The sequence below is a fragment of the Thalassospira sp. MIT121401 genome (assembly GCF_047125595.1).
Lineage (GTDB): Bacteria > Pseudomonadota > Alphaproteobacteria > Rhodospirillales > Thalassospiraceae > Thalassospira > Thalassospira povalilytica.
Genome location: NZ_CP138926.1, coordinates 3,873,469 through 3,897,299, shown reverse-complemented (window position 1 = coordinate 3,897,299; position 23,831 = coordinate 3,873,469). Strand labels below are relative to the sequence as shown.

General features: G+C 56.3%; 20 protein-coding genes and 1 pseudogene. 13 read left to right on the top strand and 8 right to left on the bottom strand.

Annotation, left to right across the window (positions count from 1 at the left end; all coding sequences use genetic code 11):
• The first annotated feature begins 108 nt into the window (after positions 1 to 108).
• The 3 genes from cimA to rpsD all read left to right on the top strand — a co-directional run bounded on the left by cimA (position 109) and on the right by rpsD (position 3,680).
• Positions 109 to 1,722, top strand: coding sequence for a citramalate synthase (gene cimA / locus SIB88_RS18000; protein WP_412558720.1), 1,614 nt, complete (start codon positions 109 to 111; stop codon positions 1,720 to 1,722).
• Positions 1,723 to 1,985: 263 nt separating this feature from the next.
• Complete coding sequence (locus SIB88_RS17995; protein WP_101248100.1) at positions 1,986 to 2,768, top strand: RNA methyltransferase; 783 nt, start codon at positions 1,986 to 1,988, stop codon at positions 2,766 to 2,768.
• 294 nt (positions 2,769 to 3,062) lie between these two features.
• On the top strand, positions 3,063 to 3,680 hold the full coding sequence (gene rpsD / locus SIB88_RS17990; RefSeq protein ID WP_068517202.1) for a 30S ribosomal protein S4: 618 nt from the start codon (positions 3,063 to 3,065) through the stop codon (positions 3,678 to 3,680).
• A gap of 196 nt (positions 3,681 to 3,876) precedes the next feature.
• Here rpsD and SIB88_RS17985 read toward each other — a convergent pair whose 3' ends face one another.
• From SIB88_RS17985 to SIB88_RS17970, 4 genes are all read right to left on the bottom strand, one after another.
• Positions 3,877 to 5,991 carry a mechanosensitive ion channel family protein gene (locus SIB88_RS17985; protein ID WP_412558719.1) on the bottom strand — a complete coding sequence of 705 codons (2,115 nt, stop codon included), beginning with the start codon at positions 5,989 to 5,991 and terminating at the stop codon, positions 3,877 to 3,879.
• 303 nt (positions 5,992 to 6,294) lie between these two features.
• A complete protein-coding gene (gene grxD / locus SIB88_RS17980; RefSeq protein WP_068517200.1) occupies positions 6,295 to 6,630 on the bottom strand; it encodes a Grx4 family monothiol glutaredoxin in 336 nt (111 codons plus the stop codon).
• Between the two features lie 93 nt (positions 6,631 to 6,723).
• The gene (gene rarD, locus SIB88_RS17975; protein ID WP_114114016.1) at positions 6,724 to 7,632 is read right to left on the bottom strand and encodes an EamA family transporter RarD; all 909 of its coding nucleotides are present in this window, start codon (positions 7,630 to 7,632) and stop codon (positions 6,724 to 6,726) included.
• Positions 7,633 to 7,800: 168 nt separating this feature from the next.
• Positions 7,801 to 8,034, bottom strand: a complete 234-nt coding sequence (locus SIB88_RS17970; RefSeq protein WP_068517198.1) for a BolA family protein — start codon at positions 8,032 to 8,034, stop codon at positions 7,801 to 7,803.
• A gap of 308 nt (positions 8,035 to 8,342) precedes the next feature.
• Between SIB88_RS17970 and SIB88_RS17965 the strand changes: the two genes are divergently transcribed.
• Both SIB88_RS17965 and SIB88_RS17960 read left to right on the top strand, forming a co-directional pair.
• Positions 8,343 to 8,837 (top strand): glyoxalase superfamily protein, encoded by a 495-nt coding sequence (locus SIB88_RS17965; protein ID WP_068517197.1) that lies wholly within the window; start codon positions 8,343 to 8,345, stop codon positions 8,835 to 8,837.
• Between the two features lie 29 nt (positions 8,838 to 8,866).
• The gene (locus SIB88_RS17960) at positions 8,867 to 9,265 is read left to right on the top strand and encodes a GIY-YIG nuclease family protein (protein ID WP_412558718.1); all 399 of its coding nucleotides are present in this window, start codon (positions 8,867 to 8,869) and stop codon (positions 9,263 to 9,265) included.
• A gap of 418 nt (positions 9,266 to 9,683) precedes the next feature.
• On the opposite strand, the gene moaA is transcribed toward SIB88_RS17960, so the two are convergent.
• The 3 genes from moaA to SIB88_RS17945 form a co-directional block, all read right to left on the bottom strand.
• Positions 9,684 to 10,682: a GTP 3',8-cyclase MoaA gene (gene moaA / locus SIB88_RS17955; protein ID WP_068517195.1), complete on the bottom strand. Its 999-nt coding sequence runs from the start codon at positions 10,680 to 10,682 to the stop codon at positions 9,684 to 9,686.
• A 233-nt stretch (positions 10,683 to 10,915) separates the two neighbouring features.
• Positions 10,916 to 11,731, bottom strand: coding sequence for a hypothetical protein (locus tag SIB88_RS17950; protein ID WP_068517194.1), 816 nt, complete (start codon positions 11,729 to 11,731; stop codon positions 10,916 to 10,918).
• A 202-nt stretch (positions 11,732 to 11,933) separates the two neighbouring features.
• A complete protein-coding gene (locus tag SIB88_RS17945; protein WP_068517193.1) occupies positions 11,934 to 12,119 on the bottom strand; it encodes a DUF3553 domain-containing protein in 186 nt (61 codons plus the stop codon).
• A 556-nt stretch (positions 12,120 to 12,675) separates the two neighbouring features.
• Between SIB88_RS17945 and SIB88_RS17940 the strand changes: the two genes are divergently transcribed.
• The 7 genes and pseudogenes from SIB88_RS17940 to SIB88_RS17910 all read left to right on the top strand — a co-directional run bounded on the left by SIB88_RS17940 (position 12,676) and on the right by SIB88_RS17910 (position 21,011).
• Complete coding sequence (locus SIB88_RS17940) at positions 12,676 to 13,281, top strand: histidine phosphotransferase family protein (protein WP_068517191.1); 606 nt, start codon at positions 12,676 to 12,678, stop codon at positions 13,279 to 13,281.
• A 143-nt stretch (positions 13,282 to 13,424) separates the two neighbouring features.
• Positions 13,425 to 16,109 (top strand): chemotaxis protein CheW, encoded by a 2,685-nt coding sequence (locus tag SIB88_RS17935; RefSeq protein ID WP_068517190.1) that lies wholly within the window; start codon positions 13,425 to 13,427, stop codon positions 16,107 to 16,109.
• 15 nt (positions 16,110 to 16,124) lie between these two features.
• The gene (locus SIB88_RS17930) at positions 16,125 to 16,631 is read left to right on the top strand and encodes a chemotaxis protein CheW (protein WP_068517189.1); all 507 of its coding nucleotides are present in this window, start codon (positions 16,125 to 16,127) and stop codon (positions 16,629 to 16,631) included.
• 86 nt (positions 16,632 to 16,717) lie between these two features.
• Positions 16,718 to 17,083: a response regulator gene (locus SIB88_RS17925; protein ID WP_068517188.1), complete on the top strand. Its 366-nt coding sequence runs from the start codon at positions 16,718 to 16,720 to the stop codon at positions 17,081 to 17,083.
• Positions 17,084 to 17,157: 74 nt separating this feature from the next.
• A complete protein-coding gene (locus tag SIB88_RS17920; protein WP_412558717.1) occupies positions 17,158 to 18,876 on the top strand; it encodes a chemotaxis protein CheB in 1,719 nt (572 codons plus the stop codon).
• Between the two features lie 9 nt (positions 18,877 to 18,885).
• A pseudogene (locus tag SIB88_RS17915) lies at positions 18,886 to 19,695 on the top strand (CheR family methyltransferase); the annotation flags it as partial.
• Between the two features lie 668 nt (positions 19,696 to 20,363).
• Positions 20,364 to 21,011 carry a methyltransferase family protein gene (locus tag SIB88_RS17910; protein WP_068518030.1) on the top strand — a complete coding sequence of 216 codons (648 nt, stop codon included), beginning with the start codon at positions 20,364 to 20,366 and terminating at the stop codon, positions 21,009 to 21,011.
• A 100-nt stretch (positions 21,012 to 21,111) separates the two neighbouring features.
• On the opposite strand, the gene ctrA is transcribed toward SIB88_RS17910, so the two are convergent.
• Positions 21,112 to 21,807: a response regulator transcription factor CtrA gene (gene ctrA / locus SIB88_RS17905; protein WP_068518026.1), complete on the bottom strand. Its 696-nt coding sequence runs from the start codon at positions 21,805 to 21,807 to the stop codon at positions 21,112 to 21,114.
• Positions 21,808 to 22,211: 404 nt separating this feature from the next.
• Between ctrA and fliI the strand changes: the two genes are divergently transcribed.
• Positions 22,212 to 23,795: a flagellar protein export ATPase FliI gene (gene fliI / locus SIB88_RS17900; protein ID WP_101248091.1), complete on the top strand. Its 1,584-nt coding sequence runs from the start codon at positions 22,212 to 22,214 to the stop codon at positions 23,793 to 23,795.
• The last annotated feature ends 36 nt before the right edge of the window (positions 23,796 to 23,831 follow it).

Here is a 23,831-nt window from a genome sequence, read left to right as displayed (position 1 = left end):
GCGCTGTGGGGTGTTTTGCGGCAATTTGCCAGACCCGTTTGCGGATCAGGGCTGCCGTAACGTAAAGCCCGGATCCCGAAGAGAGATGATCGATCAGTTGGAATGAATATGTCAGACAAGCGCGTCTATCTTTATGACAGTACCTTGCGCGATGGGCAGCAGACCCAGGGCGTGGATTTTTCGGCCGCGGACAAAACCGCGATTGCCAAGGCACTGGACGAATTGTCGATTGACTATATCGAAGGCGGCTGGCCCGGGGCAAACCCGACCGATGATGCATTTTTTGCCAATCCGCCCAAGCTTAAAAATTCCAAACTGACTGCCTTTGGCATGACCCGTCGTGCCGGTCGTTCGGCATCGAATGATCCGGGGCTGGCCAGCCTGGCGCAGAATGCGCCGATTGTGTGCATGGTCGGCAAAAGCTGGGATTTTCAGGTGACCGAGGCACTCGGGATCGAGCTTGATGAAAACCTGGCGATGATTTCGGACTCTATTGCCCATCTGAAATCACAGGTTTCGGAAGTCATGTTCGATGCCGAGCATTTCTTTGACGGCTATAAGGCCAACCGTGATTACGCGATTTCGGCGATCAAATCGGCCTATGATGCCGGTGCGCGCTGGGTGGTGCTGTGTGACACCAATGGCGGCACCTTGCCCGACGAGATTTTTGACATTGTGACCGATGTCTGCACGGTCATTCCGGGCGGCAATGTCGGCATTCATTGCCATAACGATACCGAGAATGCGGTTGCGAACTCCTTGGCCGCGGTCCGCGCCGGTGCGCGACAGGTTCAAGGGACGCTTAATGGCCTTGGCGAACGGTGCGGCAATGCCAACCTTATTTCGATCATCCCGACCCTGATGCTCAAGATGGGGTATGATGTTGGTGTTTCGCGCGAACAACTGACCCATCTTCGCCGGATTTCCCATATTCTGGACGAACGCCTGAACCGTGAACCGCTGCGTCAGGCGGCCTATGTCGGTGACAGTGCCTTTGCTCACAAGGGCGGTTTGCATGTCTCGGCGGTGGAAAAGAACCCGGCCTGCTATGAACATGTCGAACCGGAACTGGTCGGCAACCAGCGCCATATCCTGGTCTCGGATCAGGCGGGGCGTTCAAACATTCTGGCCCGGTTCCGCGAGATCGGTGTTGAAGTTGATCCGAAATCCGAAGCAGTCGGCAAACTGGTTGAAACGGTCAAACAGCGTGAATTTGACGGCTATGCCTATGACGGGGCCGAGGCCAGCTTTGAATTGCTGGCGCGCAAGGCCATGGGCGAACTTGATCGCTATTTCCGTGTGACATCATTCCGCGTGATTGACGAACGGCGCTGGGTTGATGAGCAGGACGAACAGGTCATCACCATGAGTGAGGCCACCGTCAAGGTTGTGGTCGGTGACGAACAATATATGTCGGTCGCCGAAGGGAACGGCCCGGTCAATGCCCTTGATGCGGCACTTCGCAAGGTTCTGGTGACGGTGCCGGAATATCGCGAAGCGGTCGAGCAGATCGAACTGATCGACTATAAGGTCCGCATCATAACGCGCGGCGACGGTACGCGTGCGGTGACCCGTGTCATGATCGAAAGCCGCGATGCCGATGGCAATAACTGGGCGACAGTCGGCGTTTCGACCAACATTATCGAGGCATCCTATAACGCGCTTCGGGATTCCATTACCTATAAGCTGTTCAAATCCGGCGTGCGTAGCCAGCACGGCTGAGCGGTTTGGAATGGCATGATGCATATGACGGCCGGGGGAATTGCCCCGGCCGTTTTGATTTGGCCGGGCTTGTAAGGTCCGCCTCCGCGTCGCAAGGGGCGTGATGCTTGCGGATTGGCGTCAGGCGACGGGTGCAGGGCGACGGGCTTATTAAGACCGGCTTAAGGAGACTGGCGCAAGCGGTTGGCTTTTGCTAAGTAAGCGCCAATATGGACGGGAATATCCGTCACCAACCCGCATATCACGACCGGAGATCTGACCCGATGAGCGACGCCGTAGGGAGTGCCAAACCCGAAACCGGTGGCATTGCCAACCCGCCCGTAATCATTCTGATTGAACCGCAGCTTGGCGATAATATCGGCAAGGCAGCGCGTGCGATGCTGAATTGTGGTCTGGTTGACCTGCGTCTGGTCCGTCCGCGTGATGGCTGGCCCAATGAACGGGCAACGGCCAATGCATCGGGTGCCGATATCGTGATTGATAACACCAAGGTTTTCGAGCGCGAAGAAGATGCGCTTGCCGATCTGAACCGTGTCTATGTGACAACGGCACGCACGCGCGATGCGATCAAACCGGTCTTTACCCCCAAGGGGCTGGCACCGGAAATGCGCAATGTGATTTCGCGCGGTGAAAAGGTCGGTGTGATGTTCGGCCCGGAACGGACCGGCGTTCGTAACGAACATATCGCCATGGGTGATGCGGTGGTGACCGTGCCGCTTAATCCCGGTTTCACGTCGCTTAATCTGGCGCAGGCAGTTCTTCTGATCGGCTATGAATGGTGGCAGGCCGGTGTCGATGTGCCCGATTATCAGATGATGATGAATGACACCTTCCCGGCGACCAAGGACGATATGGAGCGCCTGTTTGTGCATCTGGAGGCTGAGCTTGATGCATCGGGATTCTTCCGGGTCGAGGAAAAGCGTCCGAACATGCAGCGCAATATCCGCAACATTTTCAACCGTGCCAACCTGACCCATCAGGAAGTGCAAACCCTGCGCGGGATGATTGTTGCCATGCGCGGTGGCAAATACAAATCCAAGGATTGATCAAACCAAAGCCGATATCTTCCAGACGGTTAACCGCGATATGGCCCGGTCGGCGCGGGCGGTGTGATCGGCCCGATCTGCCAGATCGCCCAAGATCGCAGAAATGCAGGGCTTCCATGCAGGTCCGGTGCGGCGATTAATGTTTGACTCTTGATCAATCATCTCTATATTGCGCCTCACTTCCGAGAAAGTGGGTCGAAACAGGTGTTTTCGTCCCCGTTCCGCATGTCCGTTATTCGGGCGGTTGGAAACTATCGGGACAATAAGTGATCTTTAAAAAAAGAGAGTTACAAAATGTCGAAACGTATTGCTGCAAAGCATAAGATTGACCGCCGCCTTGGCGTGAACCTTTGGGGTCGTGCAAAATCGCCGCTGAACAAGCGCGAATACGCACCGGGCATGCATGGCGCAACCCGTCGTAAGAAGCCGACCGACTATGGTACCCAGCTGTTCGCTAAACAGCAGCTCAAAGGCTACTACGGTTCGATCTCCGAAAAACAGTTCCTGCGTTACTTCAAAGAAGCATCGCGTCGTCCGGGCGATACCTCCGAGCATCTGGTTGGTATTCTCGAACAGCGTCTTGACGCAGTTATCTACCGCATGAAATTCGTTCCGACCGTGTTCGCTGCACGTCAGTTCGTTAACCACGGCCACATTCTTGTCAACGGCAAGAAAGTAACCATTCCGTCCTACCTTGTTAAAGAAGGTGACGTTGTCGAAGTGAAATCCGCTTCGCGTGAAATCCCGATGGTTCTCGAAGCTGCCAACCTTGCAGAGCGTGACATTCCGGAATATCTCGACGTTGATGCGAAAGCCTTCAAAGGCACCTTCGTTCGCGTTCCGAAATTCGCAGAAATTCCGTACCCGGTTCAGATGCAGCCGAACCTGGTCATCGAATTCTACTCGCGTTAATCCTTACGGATTTCGCGACGAAACGATACGAAGACGCCCGCTGGAAACAGCGGGCGTTTTTGTTTGTCCGGATCGTTGGTAAAATTGCCGCTGACCGACCATAAAACCCCCGATGCGGATCATGCATCGGGGGTTTTGGTATTTGGGGCCGCTTTTCGGGGCCGGCCGGTCTATTGTTTGTGGCTTTTCTTGTGGCCTATGGCTTGTTGAGCTGCTCGGACGCCTGTTGGGCGGCCGCGGCAACGGCTTCGTGTTTCTGTTCGGGGGTGGCATCGGCGGGGACGTCGACCTTGACGTTACGCGATGCCATCTGGATGCCGTTTTCCTTGAACATCGCAAGCACGCTTTGATAGACGGTCTTGCGGATGGTGAATTGTTCGCCGGGTTTGGCGGTGTATTTCAGTCCGATCACCATGTTGAATTCTTCCATCCGGCGCACGCCCTGGGATTTCAGCGGTTCAATGAAGCTGTCACCGATCAGCGGATCATTCAAAAGTTCCGCCGCCAGTTTTTTGACCAGTTTCTTGATCTTGTTGACGTCGGTATCAAACGGCACCCGGAATTCCAGTTTGACGATCACCCAGTCGCGGCTGTGATTGACGATGGATTTGATTTCGCCAAACGGGATGGTCTGAAGCGGGCCGCGATGATGGCGCAATTGCATGGACCGGATTGAAATGTTTTCAACGCGCCCGCGCAGGTTATCGACTTCGATATATTCGCCAAGCCGGAAGGCATCATCAAGCAGGAAGAAAACCCCGGCCACCACATCGCGCACCAGCGCCTGACTGCCAAAACCAAGGGCAAGGCCGACCACACCGGCACCGGCAATCAGCGGCCCGATATCAACGCCAAGCGATGACAAGGTTACCATCGCCACCATGATGACAATCACGGTCAGGGCAAAGTTTTTTAGCAACGGCAACAGGGTCTCAACCCGCGAAAGCCCCGATCCGCCGCCTTCATCCCCGCCATGGCCGGCGTTTGACGCGCTCATGCGTTCATCAAGGAATGCCTTGATCAATGACCAGATCAGATCGGCAATCAGCAGGATCATGATGATTTCGGTCGACGCATCAATGACGCGGGCAACGATGCCGGCATCCTCGGCCATGGCCAGCCGGTCAAGTCCCCAGATCCGCCACATGCTGGCCAGAACAAACACAAGCGCAAGCAACCTTACCCCGCGTTTGAGAACCTTGGTAAAGACCGGAAGTTTGGGGGCGACCGGTTCGAATTCGGCATCGTTTTCAAGGGCTGCGGCCTGTGCGATGGCGTTTTGGGCGTCTGCTTCCTGTTGGGCTGTTTTGACCTTGATGCGGTGCTGGCCTTCGATGATGTTGCGAAATACCACATCAAACACACAGGCAAGCCCGATCGCGATCAGCGCCTTGAGAATGCGTTCCGCACCAATGATCGCAGCCCCGCCCATCAGAATGATCCAGGCCGAAACAATCACCGGCCAAAGCCGCGCAATCGAGGTCGGAAGGGCAATCTTTTCGATCCCGTCGCCAGACTGATGGCGGGCAAAGAACCGGCCCAGCCACCAGGTGGCAACACAAAACGAAACCACCGAAATCACCACGGCATGGTCAAACAGGATGATATCGCCCTGAACCATGGTGGGGGCGGCACTGAAAACCCCGGCAATGCCAAATGAAAACAGCGAAATCCCCGCTGCCCAGGCCAGGCTTCCGGTCAGGGCGCTTGCGGTTTGCGGATCGACATTGATCATGCGCAGACCGTCGGCCTTGGGCGCGAACAGGAATTGCAGGACAATCATGATGATGCGCAGCAGGAAGAATGCTGTCAGCAACGACATGATCGCGGCCTTCATGATCGGTGGCCAATCAAATATCAGGAATGTGCCCACCGACCCGATGGCAAACACACCAAGTGACAGCAGCGATAAAACACAAAGGGCCGCCATCTGTTTGAGGCGGTCGGAAAACTTTTGCGGGGATTGACGTTCAAGATAGGCACATATCGATGCCGAAAAACGGCGATATATCACTTCGGCAACAATGCCCACACCAACAAATATCGCGGTAAACAGGGCAATCCACATCAACCCGGTCTTGCCGACATCCGATGATATCAGATCAAGAGTGGCGGCAACTTCATGCGGAAAGGCTTCAAGTCCGCGCAGGGTCGCGTCGATATGGGCCTGGGTGCGGTTAATGCCTTCGTCAAGGAAGGCATAATAGCTAAACGTTTCGGCAACTACGGTGTCGGGTGCGCCATTGGTTGTGGTATCCGGGGCCGGGGCTTGGGCATCGTCCGATCCGCTGATGGCGGCAATTGCAGCCATTTGTGCCTGTGCGGGGGCCGGTGGATTGGCAAGCCATGCCAAGCCGAAAATTAGCAAAAGACATGCTATTGATTTGATTGCTGCTTTCATCCCCGGTCACTTCCCCTGTTGCGCGAAGAATAGCATCCCTCAAGGATGGGGGAGAGCGCGCCAAGCATCAAGAAATAGTTTTACGAGGGTGACTGTAATGAACGCAAAAGATGTGCCCGGGATGTGCCCGGGATATGTCCGGATGGATCGCAGGCACAAAAAAACGCGCTGGCGATCGTCGCGCAGCGCGTTTGATGTCGGGCTGGTCGCGCCTTAGGCAGCGACGGCAACGCCCTTGTCTTTAAGATGCTGGGCCAGTTCGCCCGATGCAAACATCTCACGGACGATGTCACAGCCACCAAGGAACTCGCCCTTGACGTAAAGCTGCGGAATGGTCGGCCAGTTAGAGAAGTCCTTGATGCCCTGACGGATTGCCGGGTCGACCAGAACGTTCACGTCCTTGAACTGAACACCGAGTTCAGCCATGACCTGAACCACAGCAGCAGAGAAACCGCACTGCGGGAACATTGCAGTACCCTTCATGAACAGAACGATATCGTTATCGTCAATGTCCTTCTGGATGCGATCGAAAACCGGATTGTCGGTCATAATGATTGTCCTTGGCTTGGGCGGCGATCTCTCGGCCGCGAAAAACGGGTTAAACTTTTATGGCCGAAGATATGGCTGGAACCTGTGGTTCTGTCAACTGTTGCGGCGGTTTTTGCGCACAGTGCGCAGGTTATCCCACGTGAAAATGCCAAGTCCGAACCACACCAGCCCATAGGTCACCATATGCGCGCTGGTAAAGGTTTCGCCAAATACCAGAACCGCGACAATGAATTGCAGGGTCGGGTTAAGATACTGCATCAGACCAAGCACGGAAAACTTCATATTGCGCGCGGCATAGGCAAACAGAACCAGCGGAATGGTGGTGCAGACCCCAAGTCCGATAAACAACAGATCGTTGGTCATGCCGGTATGGCCAAATGCCATTTCACCCTGCGCGCCAAGCCAGAACATGTAACCAAGGGCAATCGGTGTGATGAGCGCGCATTCGACGAAAAGCCCGGCAATTGGATCGGCGGGAACAAATTTGCGGATCACGCCATAAAACCCGAACAGCGACGACAGGCTAAGCGCAATCCAGGGCAGATGCCCATAGGAAACCAGAAGGTTCAAAACCCCGAGTGCGCAAATACCCACAGACAGGATCTGAACGCGGTTAAGCTTTTCGGCAAAGAAAATGCGCGCCAGGATCAGCATGATCAGCGGCATGATGTAATAGCCAAGGCTTGCTTCAAGCGCATTGCCGGTATTGACCGCCCAGATGTAAATCACCCAGTTGCCCGCCACCAGAAGGCTGCTTAGAAACAGAAGACCAATCGTCTTGGCCGATGAAATCAGCACCCAGAGTTGCTTGCGCCGGCCAAGGGCAAAGATCATCGCAAATGTCAAAACCGCCGACCAGATGATCCGGTGTGACAGGATTTCAAGCGGCACCGCAAAGGATACCATTTTGAAATACAGCCCGAAAATGCCCCAGATGGTAAAGGCACCAAGTCCGGCGAGCGGTCCGGCACCGATCAGGGCCGGCTTATCTTGTGATGACATTTGATGAGCCGTGGTCAGTTAATGGGGCTGGTCATGCCGGATGTCGTCGGGTGGCGGCAAATCCGGTCTTGACGGGATCGGGCGCCGATGGATGGTCGGCGCCCGAAAAAATCATCATCGCGCATCAAAGGGTGGCTTGCGCGTCTGGTAATCGGGGCAATCGGGGACTTATTCCGGTGCAGAGGTCTGAAGGGCAAGGGCATGAAGATCGCCGCCCATTTTGCCTTTCAGCGCGGAATAGACCATCTGGTGCTGAACCACGCGGGTTTTGCCGCGGAACTGTTCAGACACCACAATTGCAGCATAGTGATCGCCATCACCGCGCAGATCTTCGATCCGGACTTCAGCATCAGGAAGAGCTTCCTTGATCATGCTTTCGATTTCATAGGCTTCCATGGCCATGGCGTTTATTCCTTATAATGGACCGGTGCCCGGACGGGCCCGGTAAAACCTGTTTTCTCTGGTATATGTTGTTGTCCCGGGGGCTGTCAATTTCTGCGCAACAGCACTGCCCAAACATCTCGCAAAGTTGCGCGCAGGCTTGTCTTGCGCCCGATATTGGGGTAATTAGCCTGCCTTGGGTTGCCCACACCTGCCGTCCGCAAGGTTGATCCTTTGGTAAAGTGGTGCTTTGAAATCTTTCGGACCCGTTTCCCGATCAGGGTACGGCCCGGCAATGCGGACACCCGGCCTCCTGTGTGGAGACGAAAATGACTTCAAACAGTCTGAATATCGGTCGTGCGGATATCGAAACCGACCCGACCGAAAGCTTCAAGGCACAGGCAAAACGCCTGCGCAAGGCCCTGGCTGCACGTGATGTTGCGATATCACATGCCGGGTCGCTTGAACTTCTGGCCCAAAGCCACGGCTTTCGCGACTGGAACACCGCCGTTGCCATGGCACGTCGCAATATCCCGACCAATGTTTCCGACCTTGGGATCGGAAAACGCTTTGCCGGATCATACCTTGGTCATGCGGTGACCGGCCTGATCCGGTCTGTGACCGCGACCCCGACACCGGGCGTGTTCCGGGTCGAGGTGCATCTTGATGAACCGGTTGATGTGGTGGAATCCAAACGCTTTACCGGCTTTCGCCAACGCATCGCGGCCCGGATCAACGAACATTGCGAACCGGTCCTGACCAACGGTATGGCCGGACCGGGGCTTTCGATTGATCTGCTTTTGCGTGATCAAGACGGCCAGTGACCGGGTTTATCGAAACGATAAATGACGAAATGCTCCGGCAGCTTCCAAAAGTTGCCGGGGCGTATGTTCTGGTGATCGAGCTTGCGGCCGACCTGACCCTTCAAAACAAACGCTTTGCCGGAACCATTTTGCCCAAAGGGACTTATCTTTATTGCGGTTCTGCCAAGGGTCCGGGCGGCATTGCGGCCCGCGTCAAACGCCACTGCAAGGCAACCAAGAAACCCCACTGGCATGTTGATGAACTGACATCAAACGGGGCCGGGCGGGTTGTTTCGGTGCTGGTGGTGCCGGGTGGGAATGAGTGCGAGCTTCGCGCACATTTGCAAGGGCCTGATGGCGGTATTCCTGCCCCCGGATTTGGGAGCAGTGATTGCGCAAATTGCCCTGCACATTTGATAGGCCTCACCGATCAGAGAGTAGAATTGTAGTTGGAGTTTTCAAAAGGCCACGATGGTTCGCTCTCACTTCGGCAGCAACATTTCGTGCGCCTGTCCACTCTTCTGAGTGGGTGCTGACCACGGTCGCTAGAAACACTTCAGCGAACCATCTCCGACCGTATCCGCAGGGGAGCTGACCCCAGATCTGGATTCTTGAAATGGGTCCGCAGACTTTCCAAGAATTGATGCAGCTTGATTCGCGAAACGGGAAGCTGGTACCAACCCGCCATACTGTACAGCCTTTAGCCTGACAGCCCCCTAGAAGTGTTTCCGGCAAAAGTACCAGTCTTGCCGCCGTGAGCTTGGGAGCTGAAAAAAGCTTCGCATCGCGATATCCTTTCAACCCCCTCATATGAGGGCTGGCGCTATTCTAGATTGAAAATATCACACAATAAAGTTCTGAATTGGGTTATCCACCCGTCATACTCATATGACGACCAACGGCCGGTTTCTGGCCTTTGCGGTCGATGACGAAGTCATGGCCTTTGGGTTTGAGGTCCATGGCGGCATCAAGCATCTGATCAAGAGAGCGCGGATCGCCGGTACGAAGGGCGGCGCGCAGGTCAACATGGTCTTCCTGGCCCAGGCACATGTAAAGCGTGCCAGTACAGGTTACGCGCACGCGGTTGCAACCTTCGCAGAAATTATGGGTGAGCGGCGTAATGAAGCCCAGACGTCCGCCGGTTTCAGCCACGGTGGTATAGCGGGCCGGGCCGGGGGTGACATGGTCGGACGGGATCAGGGTGAATTCCTGTTCCAGGCGTTCACGCACCACGGTCAGTGGCAAATACTGGTCGGTGCGATCACCGTCAATATCGCCCAGCGGCATGGTTTCGATCAGGCAAAGATCAAAGCCTTCCTTCCCGCACCATGACACCAGACGCGACATTTCATCTTCGTTAAAGTTGCGCAGCGCGACCGTATTGATCTTGATGCTGATGCCGGCGGCCTTGGCGGCCTCCAGCCCGGCCAGAACCTGTTCAAGGCGGCCGCGACGGGTGATTTCGGTGAATTTCCGGGAATCGAGACTGTCGAGCGAGATATTGAGGCGCTTGACGCCAAGCCGCGCCAGATCATCGGCATAGGTGGCGAGCTGACTTCCATTGGTGGTCATGGTCAGTTCATCAAGCGCGCCGGTTTTAAGGTGTCGCGACAGATCGGAAATCAGATCCATGATGCCACGGCGCACCAGCGGCTCCCCCCCGGTCAGGCGCAATTTGCGCACACCGCGATTGATGAAGGCCGTGCAGAGCTGATCAAGTTCTTCAAGGCTGAGAACTTCGGCCTTTGGCAGGAAGGTCATGTTTTCCGCCATGCAATAGGTGCAGCGAAAATCGCAGCGATCGGTTACCGAAACGCGCAGGTAGGAGACATGCCGGCCATATTTGTCGATCAGTGGTTTGGTCATGGCGTTGATTTGAAACAGTGTCGTGGTTGTCGCGGGGCGTTGTTTCTTGCAAGGTGACTGTGGCACAGCAGACCGGGTTTTGACCAGCCTGTTTAGACCGCAGCACATCACCTTTCCGTCAGATGAAAACAAAAAGCCGCAGGCGATACCCGAAGATATCGAACATGCGGCTTTGACTATTGCTGTTTACCGGGTAACCGTCGGGTAAATGCTTGGCGGTTGTCCTGCGCCGGTCAGCTGTTGGCGTGTGCGGCGACGTCGGCGTCGATTGACTTCATGACTTCGCGCAGGGTTGCGACATCTTCACTGCCCATTTTGGCGACCAGTTCGGCCGAATGTTGCGGAACGGTCAGGATTTCGCGCACGTCACTGAACAGGGCATCGAGCAGGCGCACACAATGGGCCTCGGTAAAGGACCAGTGCACTTCACCCGATGGCAGATTGTCATTGACCAGTTGCAGCAGCCATTTCTTGCGGCGTTCATATTCACGGAAATGCAGCGCCATGCGCGCAAATACCAGATTGATGCGCAGCTTGACCGCCGGTTCCTTGGCCAGATGGTCCCAATATTCGGCGGGGTTGCGCAGCTCGTCCTCGTCTTCGGCATGGGCTTCGATGATTTCGTGAATCTCGCGGTCGATTTCCTGAAGCATGTCCATGCCGACCATCATGCGGATGACCTTGAAGAACGGTTGCAGGATTTCACGCGACAGTGCGCCGTCTTCGATGCTGCCTGCGGCATTGCCTTCCAGAAGGTGGTCAAAGCGCGATACCAGCAAACGCCCGAACGGATCGTGGCGGACGGCGGCATGTTCGCGGGCCTTGATGGCTTCGAGATCGCTTTCAAGCACGGCCCAGGCCGCATCAAACAGGTCTTCCTTTTCGCGGATGCCGTCGATGGCCTTGATGATCTGTTCTTCGGAAATCGAACCACCGTGGTTGCGCGCGTAATGGATCAGCCCCTGGGTAAATTGTTCCAGTACCGTAAAGGCAGCGACATGGTGGCGCTGCTTGAAGGTGTCTTGGGGTGGTTTGTTGGCTGCAATCATGAAGTGTCCAGACCTTGATTATGACGGTTGTGCATGATCAGGCAGATCCATCGGCGGGGATGGAATCCATGCGGCCCTGATTCTGCATACGCCGAATTTATTAATAAATTGATGTCAGCAAATCGTGTGCCAAGGACAGCCAGACACGGGCCAAACCGGTCTGTGATCCCCCTGATCGGGCGCGACCGGGGGAAACGGCCCCTTATTCGTAGCCGACCGCGGCCTCGACAATCTCAAGCACGACATGGCGGGGCCGGATGATCTGGCGACCGGCTTCCTCGAAATTGACGGCGATTCTGTCACCATCGACTGCCTGAATGCGGCCCAGACCCCAATCGGGCTGGTTGGGGTGGCGAACGATGGTGCCCGGTGTCAGCAAGAAATCCATGGGGTGCTCTGTGTTCAGTGTATCTTGTTTACATATAGGTCAAACGCCGCCGATCCACAATTTCACAGATTGCAAAACCCGATCCGGTCGGTGTTTCGGCCGTCGGTCGGCAAAAATTGCCGGGTCGGGTGGCGGTCTGTCATCAGACTTCCGGGCGGGCCGGTGCGGGTGTTTTCTGTTGTCGGGACCAATCGCCAGAATGCGCCCGGCATTTTTCAAATACCATCATCATCAAGGCGTCGGTTCGATCAGAAGTCAAACCGGTTTTACCGAATGGGGGATTGGTTGGGATCGGTGCGGGCTTCTTTGCCATGTCGATGGCCGGAATGGCAAAATCGCGATGGGTCGGGTCTAAATTTCGTTCTGGCTAAATAAGCTCTTAACATATCACGGTCAATCTTGGGCATCAGAGACCCGCTTTGAGGGCGCGATATTTCGTCGTCCCGTCACGGAACGCCACCGGTGATAAAATCGGGCGGGGGACAGAGACCGGGCATCATGTTTGGGGATGTGATGCTTTGAAGAATAAATAGAAATACCTTGGAGAACCCGCGTAATGGTTCAGGACATCGCCCTTGAAATGACGCTGATCGAGTTGATCAGTTCGCGCATTTGTCATGATCTTGTCGGTCCGGTCGGGGCCGTCAATGCCGGGGCGGAACTTATGGGCGAAGACGGTGTTGCCGATGACGAGGCGCTTGCGCTGATGCGCAAAAGCGGCCTTGAAGCGGCCCGCCGTCTGCAACTGTTCCGGCTGGCCTTTGGCCGGGCGGGCAACAGCGTGGACACCAAGTCCATGCGCGATGCTGCGCGCCAGACCTATGAAGCCGAAGGCAAGGTCAGCCTGGACTGGGCGGATCTTCCGATTGATCCAGCTCATGGACGAGTCGTATTGAATATGGTGATGCTCGCCCGCGAGGCTCTGCCTTTTGGGGGGACGATCACTGTTTCGCACGAATCCGGTCGCACGACCGTTCTGGCAGAAGGCAAACGTGCCGCATTCCGTCCGGAAGTCATGGAGGTGTTGGAAAAAGACGTGTCGGCAGATGCACTTGATCCACGCACAGTGCACGGATTCTTCGTGAGAAATCTGGCCAATCGGACGGGCGGGGCGCTTTCGGTCTTGCAACAGGATGCAAATATTGCATTGATCTATGGATAAAAAATTGACCTGTGGGTCTGGTAATAACGTGTGGTAGCTTCTACGTAAGTAACCGATGTAACATACGTTTCTCGCCATGCGCGTGTTAAATGGGAGTTCCGGTTCCGGTAAATCTAGCTTTGCCGGAGATTTGGAGGGGGTATATGGACGATCTATTAAGTGAATTTCTGACCGAGACTTCGGAAAGTCTCTCGACGCTTGACGTTGAGCTGGTGAAGCTCGAGCAGAACCCGAATGATCCGGACATTCTGTCTAACATCTTCCGTTTGGTGCATACCATCAAAGGGACGTGTGGATTCCTTGGCCTGCCGCGCCTCGAAGCGGTCGCGCATGCCGGCGAAAACGTTCTGGGCAAGATCCGCGACGGTGAACTGGTGGTCACACCGGAAGCCGTGACGCTGGTTCTTGAATCCATCGACACCATCAAATATCTGCTGGGTGAGCTTGAGCAGAACGAGGCAGAGCCGGATGGCAATGACGCCGAGTTGATAGCACGTCTCAACCATTTTGCCGATACCGGCACGATGATGGGCGGCGCTGCACCGGCAGCCGCACCGGTCGAAGAACCGCCGATCGAAGAAGTTTCCGAAGGCGGCGCTGTTGATAGCGACGCGCTTCAGGCGGCATTCGATGCCGCAGAAGTTGATCCCGAATTTGCCACTTCCTCCGAACCGGAAACCCCGGCACCGGCCGCAGCACCGCCTGCTGCTGCAAAATCCAAGGAAGTCGCACCGGCCAAGAAACCGGCCGAGCAAAAGGCAGAAGCCCCGCGCGGCGAAGCCAAGGAAAGCTCGGTTGCAGCCCAGACCATTCGCGTGAATGTCGAGCTGCTTGAAAACCTGATGACGCTGGTTTCCGAGCTGGTCCTGACCCGTAACCAGCTGTTGCAGATGGTTCGCGGCAAGGATGACAGTGAATTTACCGTTCCGTTGCAGCGCCTGTCGCACATTACGACCGACCTTCAGGAAGGCGTGATGAAGACCCGTATGCAGCCGATCGGCAACGCCTGGGCAAAACTGCCGCGTATTGTTCGCGACCTTGCCCTTGAAATGAACAAGAAGATCGATCTTCAGATGATCGGTGCCGATACCGAACTGGATCGCCAGGTTCTTGAACTGATCAAGGATCCGCTGACCCACATGGTGCGTAACTCTGCCGACCATGGTCTGGAAGATATCCCGGGCCGTCGTGACGCCGGCAAGCCTGAAACCGGTACGGTTACCCTTAATGCGTATCACGAAGGCGGTCACATCATCATCGAGATTTCCGATGACGGTCGCGGTCTGAACCTTGAACGCATCAAGGCCAAGGCAATTGCCAACGGCCTGACCACCGAAAGCGAACTGGAAGGGATGGCTGATCAGCAGATCCAGCAGTTCATTTTCAAGGCCGGTTTCTCGACAGCGGAAAAAGTCACCTCGGTCTCCGGTCGTGGTGTGGGTATGGACGTCGTGCGTACCAACATCGAAAAGATCGGTGGTACGGTTGAACTGAAATCGGTCGAAGGCCGTGGTTCGACCTTTATCATCAAGATCCCGCTGACCCTGGCCATCGTGTCGGCCCTGATTGTCGAAAGTGGCGGCGAACGCTTCGCCATTCCGCAGATCAGCGTCCTGGAACTTGTTCGTGCATCGAACAATTCCGAACATTCGATCGAACGCATTCACGACACCCCGGTCCTGCGGTTGCGTAACCGTCTGTTGCCGCTGGTGACGCTGAAGAAAATCCTCGGTCTCGATACCAAGGAGGCCACCGACGAGGGTGTCGATGAAGAAGCATTCATCGTTGTGGCCCAGGTCGGGACCTATTCGTTCGGCATCATCGTTGACCGCGTCTTCGACACCGAGGAAATCGTTGTCAAACCGGTTGCACCGATCCTGCGTGATCTGTCGCTGTTCTCGGGGAACACGATCCTGGGCGACGGTAGCGTGATCATGATCCTTGATCCGAACGGCATCGCGACCCGTACAGGTGAAATCACCGTCGGTGGTTCGCAAGGTGTTGAAGGCAAGGCCAAAACCGACGCGTCCGATCGTGAAACCACCTCGATGCTGGTGTTCCGCGCCGGTGGCAGCGAAGTCCGTGCGGTTCCGCTGGCCCTTGTTGCCCGTCTTGAAGAAATCGATGTCGAGAATATCGAACATTCCAACGGACGTCCGCTGGTTCAGTATCGTGGCAAACTGATGCCGCTGGTCTTTATTGACGGCAGCTATCAGATGAAGGCCGAAGGCCGCCAGCCGACCTTGGTCTTCCAGGATCGCGAACGGACCATGGGTCTTGTGGTGGACGAGATCGTCGACATTGTCGATGACGTGCTTAATGTTGAATTGACCGCAGATCAGGACGGGCTGGTTGGCTCGGCCGTGATCGACGGCAAGGCGACCGACCTGATTGATGCCGGTTACTATCTTGAACTGGCCTTCAGTGACTGGTTCGGGACCGAAGACAATGGCGGCGAGAAGAAGCGTGTTCTTCTGATCGATGACAGCCCGTTCTTCCGCAACCTGCTGACACCGATGCTGTCGGTTGCAGGTTTCCGGGTAACGGCAGTCGAGACCGCCGAACAGGCGATGGAACTCAAGAACCGTGGCCAGTTGTTTGATGCGATCATCAGCGATATCGAAATGCCGGGCATGAACGGCTTTGAATTCGCCGAGGCGCTTCAGAATGACGAGCTGTGGGGCGAAGTTCCGATCATTGCCCTGTCTTCGCACACCAGCGAAGAAGACTTCGAACGCGGCCGTCAGGTAGGTTTCAGCGACTATGTCGCGAAGTTTGATCGTGATGCCCTTGTCTCGACCTTGGTCCAGACCTTGAGCAACGTTTAATCGGGAGAAAGTCCAATGAGCGATAGTAACGCACTCGTCCCGAGCCACGATAGAGGCGGCGCACTGGATCTTGGCGGTGATAGCCAGGATTTCGTCACCGCGAATATCGGCAAACAGCTTTTCGGTATTCCGGTTCTGACGGTTCAGGACGTTCTTGGTCCGCAGCGTATCACCCGTATTCCGCTGTCTCCGCCCGAAGTCGCAGGGTCGCTTAACCTGCGCGGGCGTATTGTGACGGCGATTGATGTCCGCAAACGTCTTGGTTTGCGCGACAAGGATGACGATGATCCGGGTATGAGCATCGTCGTCGATCAGGGTGGGGAACTTTACAGCCTGATGGTTGATCAGGTGGGTGAGGTTCTTAGCGTTCCCAAGAAAGCGTTCGAGCAGAATCCGGCAACGCTTGATCCGCGTTGGCGTGAATTTTCCGACGGTATTTTCCGTCTGGATAAAAAACTTCTGGTTATTCTGGACGTTACGCGTCTGCTTGATTTTACCTCATCGATCAAGCAGGCTGGGTAACCGATATCTTGATATGTCGGGCGCGCAATGCGCCCGGTATTCTGCCGTTAGTGGCTTAACGACCTAAAGAAACGAGAAGGAAGTCGATGAAGAGTTGTCTCGTCGTCGATGATTCGAAAGTCATCCGAATGGTGGCGCGCCGTATCCTCGAAGAAATCGGGTTTGCGGTCGTAGAGGCGGTGGATGGACAGGAGGCATTGGACAAATGTCTCGAATCCATGCCTGATGCAGTTCTGCTTGATTGGAACATGCCGGTCAAAAGCGGGATCGATTTCCTGCGTGACCTGCGCGCAACTCCGGGAGGAGATGAGCCAGTCGTCGTCTTCTGTACAACGGAAAACGACCTGGAACATATCCAGGAAGCAATCACAGCTGGTGCGAACGAATACATTATGAAACCGTTCGACAGCGAGATCATTCAGGCGAAGTTCGAACAGGTCGGCCTGATCTAGTCCGGGTGGCACAGATTCTGTGCCATGCCGGGACTTTGAAATTGATCTCGTGACTCAAGCGGGGACGCTGCTACGTGGAAGACACGCCTATCCATTCGCCATACAAAGTTCTGATCGTGGATGATTCCGCCATCGTGCGCGGACTTGTGACACGCATGATGACCGAAGACAGCGATATTGACGTCGTCGGATCGGTCAATAATGGCGAAGAAGCATTATCGGTAATGGAACAGGGTGGCGTCGAAGTCATTGTTCTGGATATCGAAATGCCGGTCATGGATGGCCTGACCGCCTTGCCCAAACTGTTGGAAATCGATCCGACCGTTCGGGTGATCATGGCCTCTACCCTGACCAAGCGAAACGCCGATATCAGCTTCCAGGCCATGACTCTTGGGGCGGTGGATTACATTCCCAAACCAAGTTCGTCCAAGGACCTCAATGTCGGGGCAGGCTTCCGGGCCGAGCTTCTGGACAAGGTCAAGGCATGGGCCGAACAGCGTCGCAAGATGCTGGAAGTCGAGCAGGCGGCAGCTGCCGCTGCTGCTGCCGAGGCCCAGCTTGAGGACGAGGAAGAGCTTGCGCAGGAAGCAGCCGCACAGACAGCGGCTGAGACCGCGCCAGAAGCCGCACCGGAGCCTGAACGCGATGGTGACGGCGATCAGGACGGAAAGTCAACGACCTTCCGTGCTGAAATGTCGATCGAACATCAGCAGCTCCATAAGCCTGGCCGGATCCAGCGTAAAAGATTTACCGCCGAACTGCGCCCGCGTCCGATGCAACAGCATCCGCGTCCGCAACAGGTTCAGATGCGTCCGGCCCAGCCACAACCAAGCCCGGCCGCGCAAAGCCAGTCTGCACCGCCGTCCCAGGCCGCAGCAGACAGCAACGCGACCGAGGCCCCGCGCACGGCACGCAGTGCGGCGGCAGCCAATCCGATGCCGACCCGCCCGCAGACACCGGCCCGTGATCCGGGACGTTTGATCCGCGATGCGGCGATTGCCGCGGGGGGCGGTCACAAATCAGCGGCACAAACGTCAACACGCAGTTCGCCGACTGCGGCAGCGGCAAGAACCGTTGCCGCCCCCAAACGGGCGGCGGGCAATGCCCCGGAAGGCGCGAAAGCAGCCCGTGCGAAAACCGCACGGGGTGGTTCCGCACCGGCGCCGGTCCGTCGACAGGCGTCACGCGGGGCAATTTCGCTGTTGCCGGAAAAGCGGGTCAATGTCGAAGCCATCGCGATCGGCAGTTCGACCGGTGGCCCCCAGGCATTGTTTGAAGTTTTGCGCGGCCTGAATGGCGTGCGTCAGCCGATTTTTATTACCCAGCATATGCCTGCAACTTTCACCACAATTCTTGCCGAACATATCACCCGTCTGACCGGGTTGAAGTGTCAGGAAGGCAAGAACAACATGCCGATTGTGGGGGGACAGGTTTATCTTGCGCCCGGCGATTACCACATGACAGTAGAAGGACGTGGCGGTTCGCGGCATCTTATGCTTAATCAGAACCCGCCAGAGAACTTCTGTCGCCCGTCTGTCGATCCGATGTTGCGCAGTCTGGTGGCAAGTTATGGTGGAAATATTCTAACCGCGATACTGACCGGAATGGGACAGGATGGTATGCTGGGAGGCCGTGACGTTGTGAATGCCGGGGGCATGGTCGTTGCGCAGGACGAACAAAGCAGTGTTGTATGGGGGATGCCTGGTGCTGCTGCGCATGCGGGCATTTGTTCTGCTGTTCTGCCGGTTGGCGGAATTGCGGCCTATATCAAAAAATTTGCGGGGGGTCGTTAACCCACAATGATGAAGCCGGAAGACTTCGATTTCGTAAGCAGACTGATAAAGTCCAAGTCCGGGCTCGTTCTGAGCGAGGACAAGACTTATCTGCTCGAAAGCCGGCTGATGCCGATTGCGCGCAAGCGTGGCCTTAAGGATCTGGGCGAACTGATTGGCGCATTGCGTGGCGGTGACCGCAATCTGGTCGAAGAAGTCGTCGATGCGATGACGACCAATGAAAGTTTCTTCTTCCGCGATACCAAGCCGTTTGACCAGTTCCGTCATGTCGTTTTGCCGCACATGATCAAGGAACGCGCGTCCAAGCGCCATCTGCGTATCTGGTGTGCGGCGGCGTCATCGGGTCAGGAACCCTATTCGCTGGCGATGATCCTTGATGAATTCAAAACCCAGCTGTCTGGCTGGCGGGTTGAAATCATCGGCACCGATATTTCGCGTGAAATTCTGGCAAAGGCACGGGCCGGGCTTTATTCCCAGTTCGAAGTCCAAAGGGGCCTTCCGATCGGGCTTCTGGTCAAGTATTTCCAGAAAAAGGAAGACCAGTGGCAGATTTCCTCGGAAATCCGGTCAAAGGTTCAATACAAGGAGTTCAACCTTCTTGAGGACTTCCGTCCGCTCGGCCAGTTTGACGTGGTTTATTGCCGTAACGTGCTGATCTATTTTGATCAGCCGACCAAAAGCGATGTGCTTGCGCGTGTGTCGGCATTGATGCCTGATGACGGCTTCCTGTTCCTTGGCGGGGCGGAAACGGTTCTTGGCATTTCCGATAAATTCAAGCCGCTTGCCCGTCAGCGCGGTATTTACCAGCTGAACCGTCCCGGCGCGCCGGATGTCGATCTGACCGCACTTGAAAAGGTGCAGGCAGGCGGTGCCGCGGCTGCTGCGGCCGGCGGGGCTGCGGCGGGGGGCTTTGCCTTCCCGAAACCGAAACATATGCAAACCGGCGCCGGGACCACCGGAACCGCCGGTGCGGGGACGACCCCGGCACGTCCGGGGACAACTGGCACTACCGGTACCACCGGCATTCGCCCGATCTCTGCAACCGGAACGTCCGGGCTTGGCAGCACGACGCGTCCTGGTACCACCGGAACCACCGGGTCCACAGGCACGACAGGTGGCACCACCGGGACAACGCCACGTCCGCTGGGCGGGGCAGGGTCGACCACGCGTCCGACCGGCACCACGGGAAGTTCGTTCAGCAAACCGTCAGGTTCGACTGGTACTGGTTCGACAACCCGTCCGGGGACAACAGGAACGACCGGTACCACCGGTTCGACCTATCGCCGGCCGCTTGGTACCGGCACAGGTAGCAGTGGCACGACATCAAGGCCGACGACAGGCACCGGGAATACAAGCGGTTCTTCCGGAACGACACGCCCGTCCTCGACCTTTGATCGATCACGTTTTGGCAAACCGGACGACAAAAAGTAGTCGGCAGCCGGTGTGACCCCGACTGTTTCCGTTAAACCGAAACGTCGGGAATGAATATGATCCCACAATTGACCGAGACCGTCGCAGCCCCGCGTCAGGCGCTGACTGTTTTGCAGCGCCGCCGCAAGCTGGTTATTGCGGCGCTTGCGCTGGTGTTGCTTGGTACATTGCCGCTGATCCAGTCTGTTGCCAAAGTTCAGATGTCGCTTCACGAGGGGATCGAACTGGGGGGGATTGGCCTGATCGCGGTGGCGATTTTCGGCCGCGCCTGGTGTACGCTTTATATCGGCGGGCGCAAGGCACAGCAGCTTACCGATCGTGGTCCCTATTCCATCAGCCGCAATCCGCTTTATGTCTTCAGCTTTATCGGTGCAGCCGGTGTTGGTGCGCAAACCGGAAGCCTTGTGATTTCGGCCATCTTTGTTCTGGGCGCTGTTGCGGTCTTCCTGCCGGTCATCCTGCGCGAGGAACGGGCCCTGGCGCAGCTGTTCGGTCCGCAATTCGAACGCTATCAGGCCCGGGTTCCCCGGTTTGGCCCGCGTTTTTCGGCATGGAGGGATATGGACGCCATCGAAGTGCGTCCGAAGCTTCTGTGGCGGACCTTGCGCGACGGGCTGGCCTTTTTCCTGGCCGTGCCTTTGTTCGAGTTTTTTGACTGGTTGCAGGTCAGCGGGATTGTTCATCCCCTTGTGCATTTGCCCTGACAGGTGGCAAATGCAAAACGCCCCGGTGCAGAACCGGGGCGTTTTGTGTAACGAGCACTGCTGTGACGTTTCCGGGCGCTTGGACAGGAAAGGTCAGATATCAGGCCGCAGCACTGTTGGTGTCGGGATCGCGCAGGACATAGCCCCGGCCCCAAACCGTATGAATGTAGTTGTCGCCTTTGGTTGCCGACTGGATTTTCTTGCGCAGTTTGCAGACAAAGACGTCAATAATCTTGAGTTCCGGCTCGTCCATACCGCCATAAAGGTGGTTGAGGAACATTTCCTTGGTCAGTGTCGTGCCTTTGCGCAGCGACAGCAATTCAAGGATGCCATATTCCTTGCCGGTCAGATGCAGCGGCGATCCGTCGACATCGACGGTGCGAGCATCAAGGTTGACGTTGAGTTTGCCCGTCGAAATCATCGACTGGGCATGCCCACGCGAGCGACGGACGATCGCCTGGATGCGTGCCAGCAATTCGACCTTGTCGAACGGCTTGGTGAGATAGTCATCAGCGCCAAAGCCAAGGCCTTTGACCTTGTCTTCGGTTTCGGTCAGACCCGACAGGATCAGGACCGGCGTGTCGACGCGTGCGTCGCGCAAACGTCTGAGAACCTCATAGCCGTCAATATCTGGCAGCATCAGGTCCAGAAGAATAATATCGTAATCATACAGCTTGCCGATCTCGAGACCATCTTCCCCAAGGTCGGTTGTGTCAATCACCATGCCTTCCGACTTAAGCATCAGTTCGATGCTATCAGCATAGGTGTTGTCATCCTCAACAAGCAGCACCCGCATGTTTCTGCTCCGTTACCGTGTTCCGCAATAAGTCCGTGTTAATCCGGATATTTGACAAGCGCCCCAACGTTTGTCGGTGGGAAATTTTTTCCCATTCCGTTAACGATACGTTGCTTTGCGACTCGTGGCAAGCAGGCGAGTCGCATCTCGTTAACTTTTTTTCATCACAAGAAGCGACTCGGGGCCGGAATGCGAGTTTTCCCAACGGTTTGCGGCGTTAACCGTCATGGGGCGCGCAAACAAAAAAATTTGCGATTTGCTGTCTACACAGCTTTTTAACATCGATTATGCCAATATATTTGGTACGACGCGGCGCGATTTGCCACCCCCATGTCACGTTCGGGGATCAAAATCGCCTGCTTGGAAAAAATTGAAATCAACTGCTGGCTGAGAAGGTCCGGGGCGTGTTTCAGATTGGTCGCAACATCATCGCAGAACTCAGACGCATTCCCGATTACCGGGTTGTCGGGCGCGTAACCGCGGTGCTCGGCCTTCTGGTCGAGATCGGCGGTGTCGAAGGGGCTCTGTCGGTTGGCGACCGCTGCAAGGTAAAGCGACGCGACGGCAAGGCGGTGATTTGCGAAGTCGTCGGTTTCCGCAATGAACGCGCGCTTTTGATGCCGTTTGGCATCCTTGACGGGATCGGGATCGGCTGCGAAGTCGAACTGGGGGATACCCAACCACAGGTCTATCCCGATGAAAGCTGGCTGGGGCGGGTGGTCAATGCCTTTGGCGAGCCGGTGGACGGCAAAGGTCCGCTGTCTGAGGGCAACAAGGCCTATCCGATCCGCAACATGCCGCCATCGGCCCATTCGCGACAGCGTGTCGCGGGCAAGATTGATCTTGGCATCCGGGCGATGAATACGTTTCTGACCTGTTGTCGCGGGCAACGTATGGGCATCTTTGCCGGGTCCGGGGTCGGTAAATCCAGTCTTTTATCCATGATGACACGCCATACGACATCGGATGTGTCGGTGGTCGGTCTGATCGGGGAACGTGGCCGCGAAGCGCGCGAATTCATCGAAGACGATCTGGGCGAAGAAGGCCTGCGCCGGTCCGTGGTCGTGGTGGCGACATCGGACGAACCCCCGCTTATGCGTCGTCAGGCGGCCTATATGACCATGGCGATATCGGAATATTTCCGCGATGTCGGGCGTGATGTTTTGTGCATGATGGATTCCGTGACCCGTTTTGCCATGGCCCAGCGCGAAATCAGTCTTTCGGTTGGCGAGCCGCCCGCATCAAAGGGCTATACGCCAACCGTATTTGCAGAATTGCCGCGTCTTTTGGAACGTGCCGGCCCCGGTGGCCCGGGGCAGGGATCGATTACCGGCCTGTTTACCGTTCTTGTTGACGGTGATGACCATAACGAACCGATTTCCGATGCGGTGCGCGGCATTCTTGACGGGCACGTGGTGCTGGATCGATCAATCGCCGAACAGGGGCGGTATCCGGCGATCAATATCCTGCGCAGCGTGTCGCGTACCATGCCCGGCTGCAACAGCGAGGAAGAAAACCAGATCGTGGCGCGTGCCCGCCAACTGCTGGCAACCTACGAAGACATGGCCGAACTGATCCGGCTCGGGGCCTATCGTCAGGGGACGGACCCCAAAGTTGACGAGGCGATCCACTATTTCCCGCTGATCGAGGAATTCCTGAAACAGCGCAAAACAGAATGCACGCGCCTGAATGAAGGATATGTCGAACTGGCCCGTCGTCTGGATCTTCTGGCCGAAGAACCCGAAGACCCCCGTATCGCCAAGGGGCGCCAATCCCAACAGGCGCAGGCCGCACAACAAAACGCCCAAGCTGGCGGCGCGCCACACGGTATCCCCGATGAAATGCCCGCACCCGCGCCGGCTCCGCCGCCGTCGATTGGTCCGAAGATCAATCGCGGGCCAAAGGTCAACAGCCGGTCACGCGCTGGCAGCGAACGCGAACTCAATGATGCCAAACGCGCCCTGCGCCGTGACAAAAAAGAAGGCTAGTGCGCCGATGATGGGGATGCAACATGACCGGCGCGG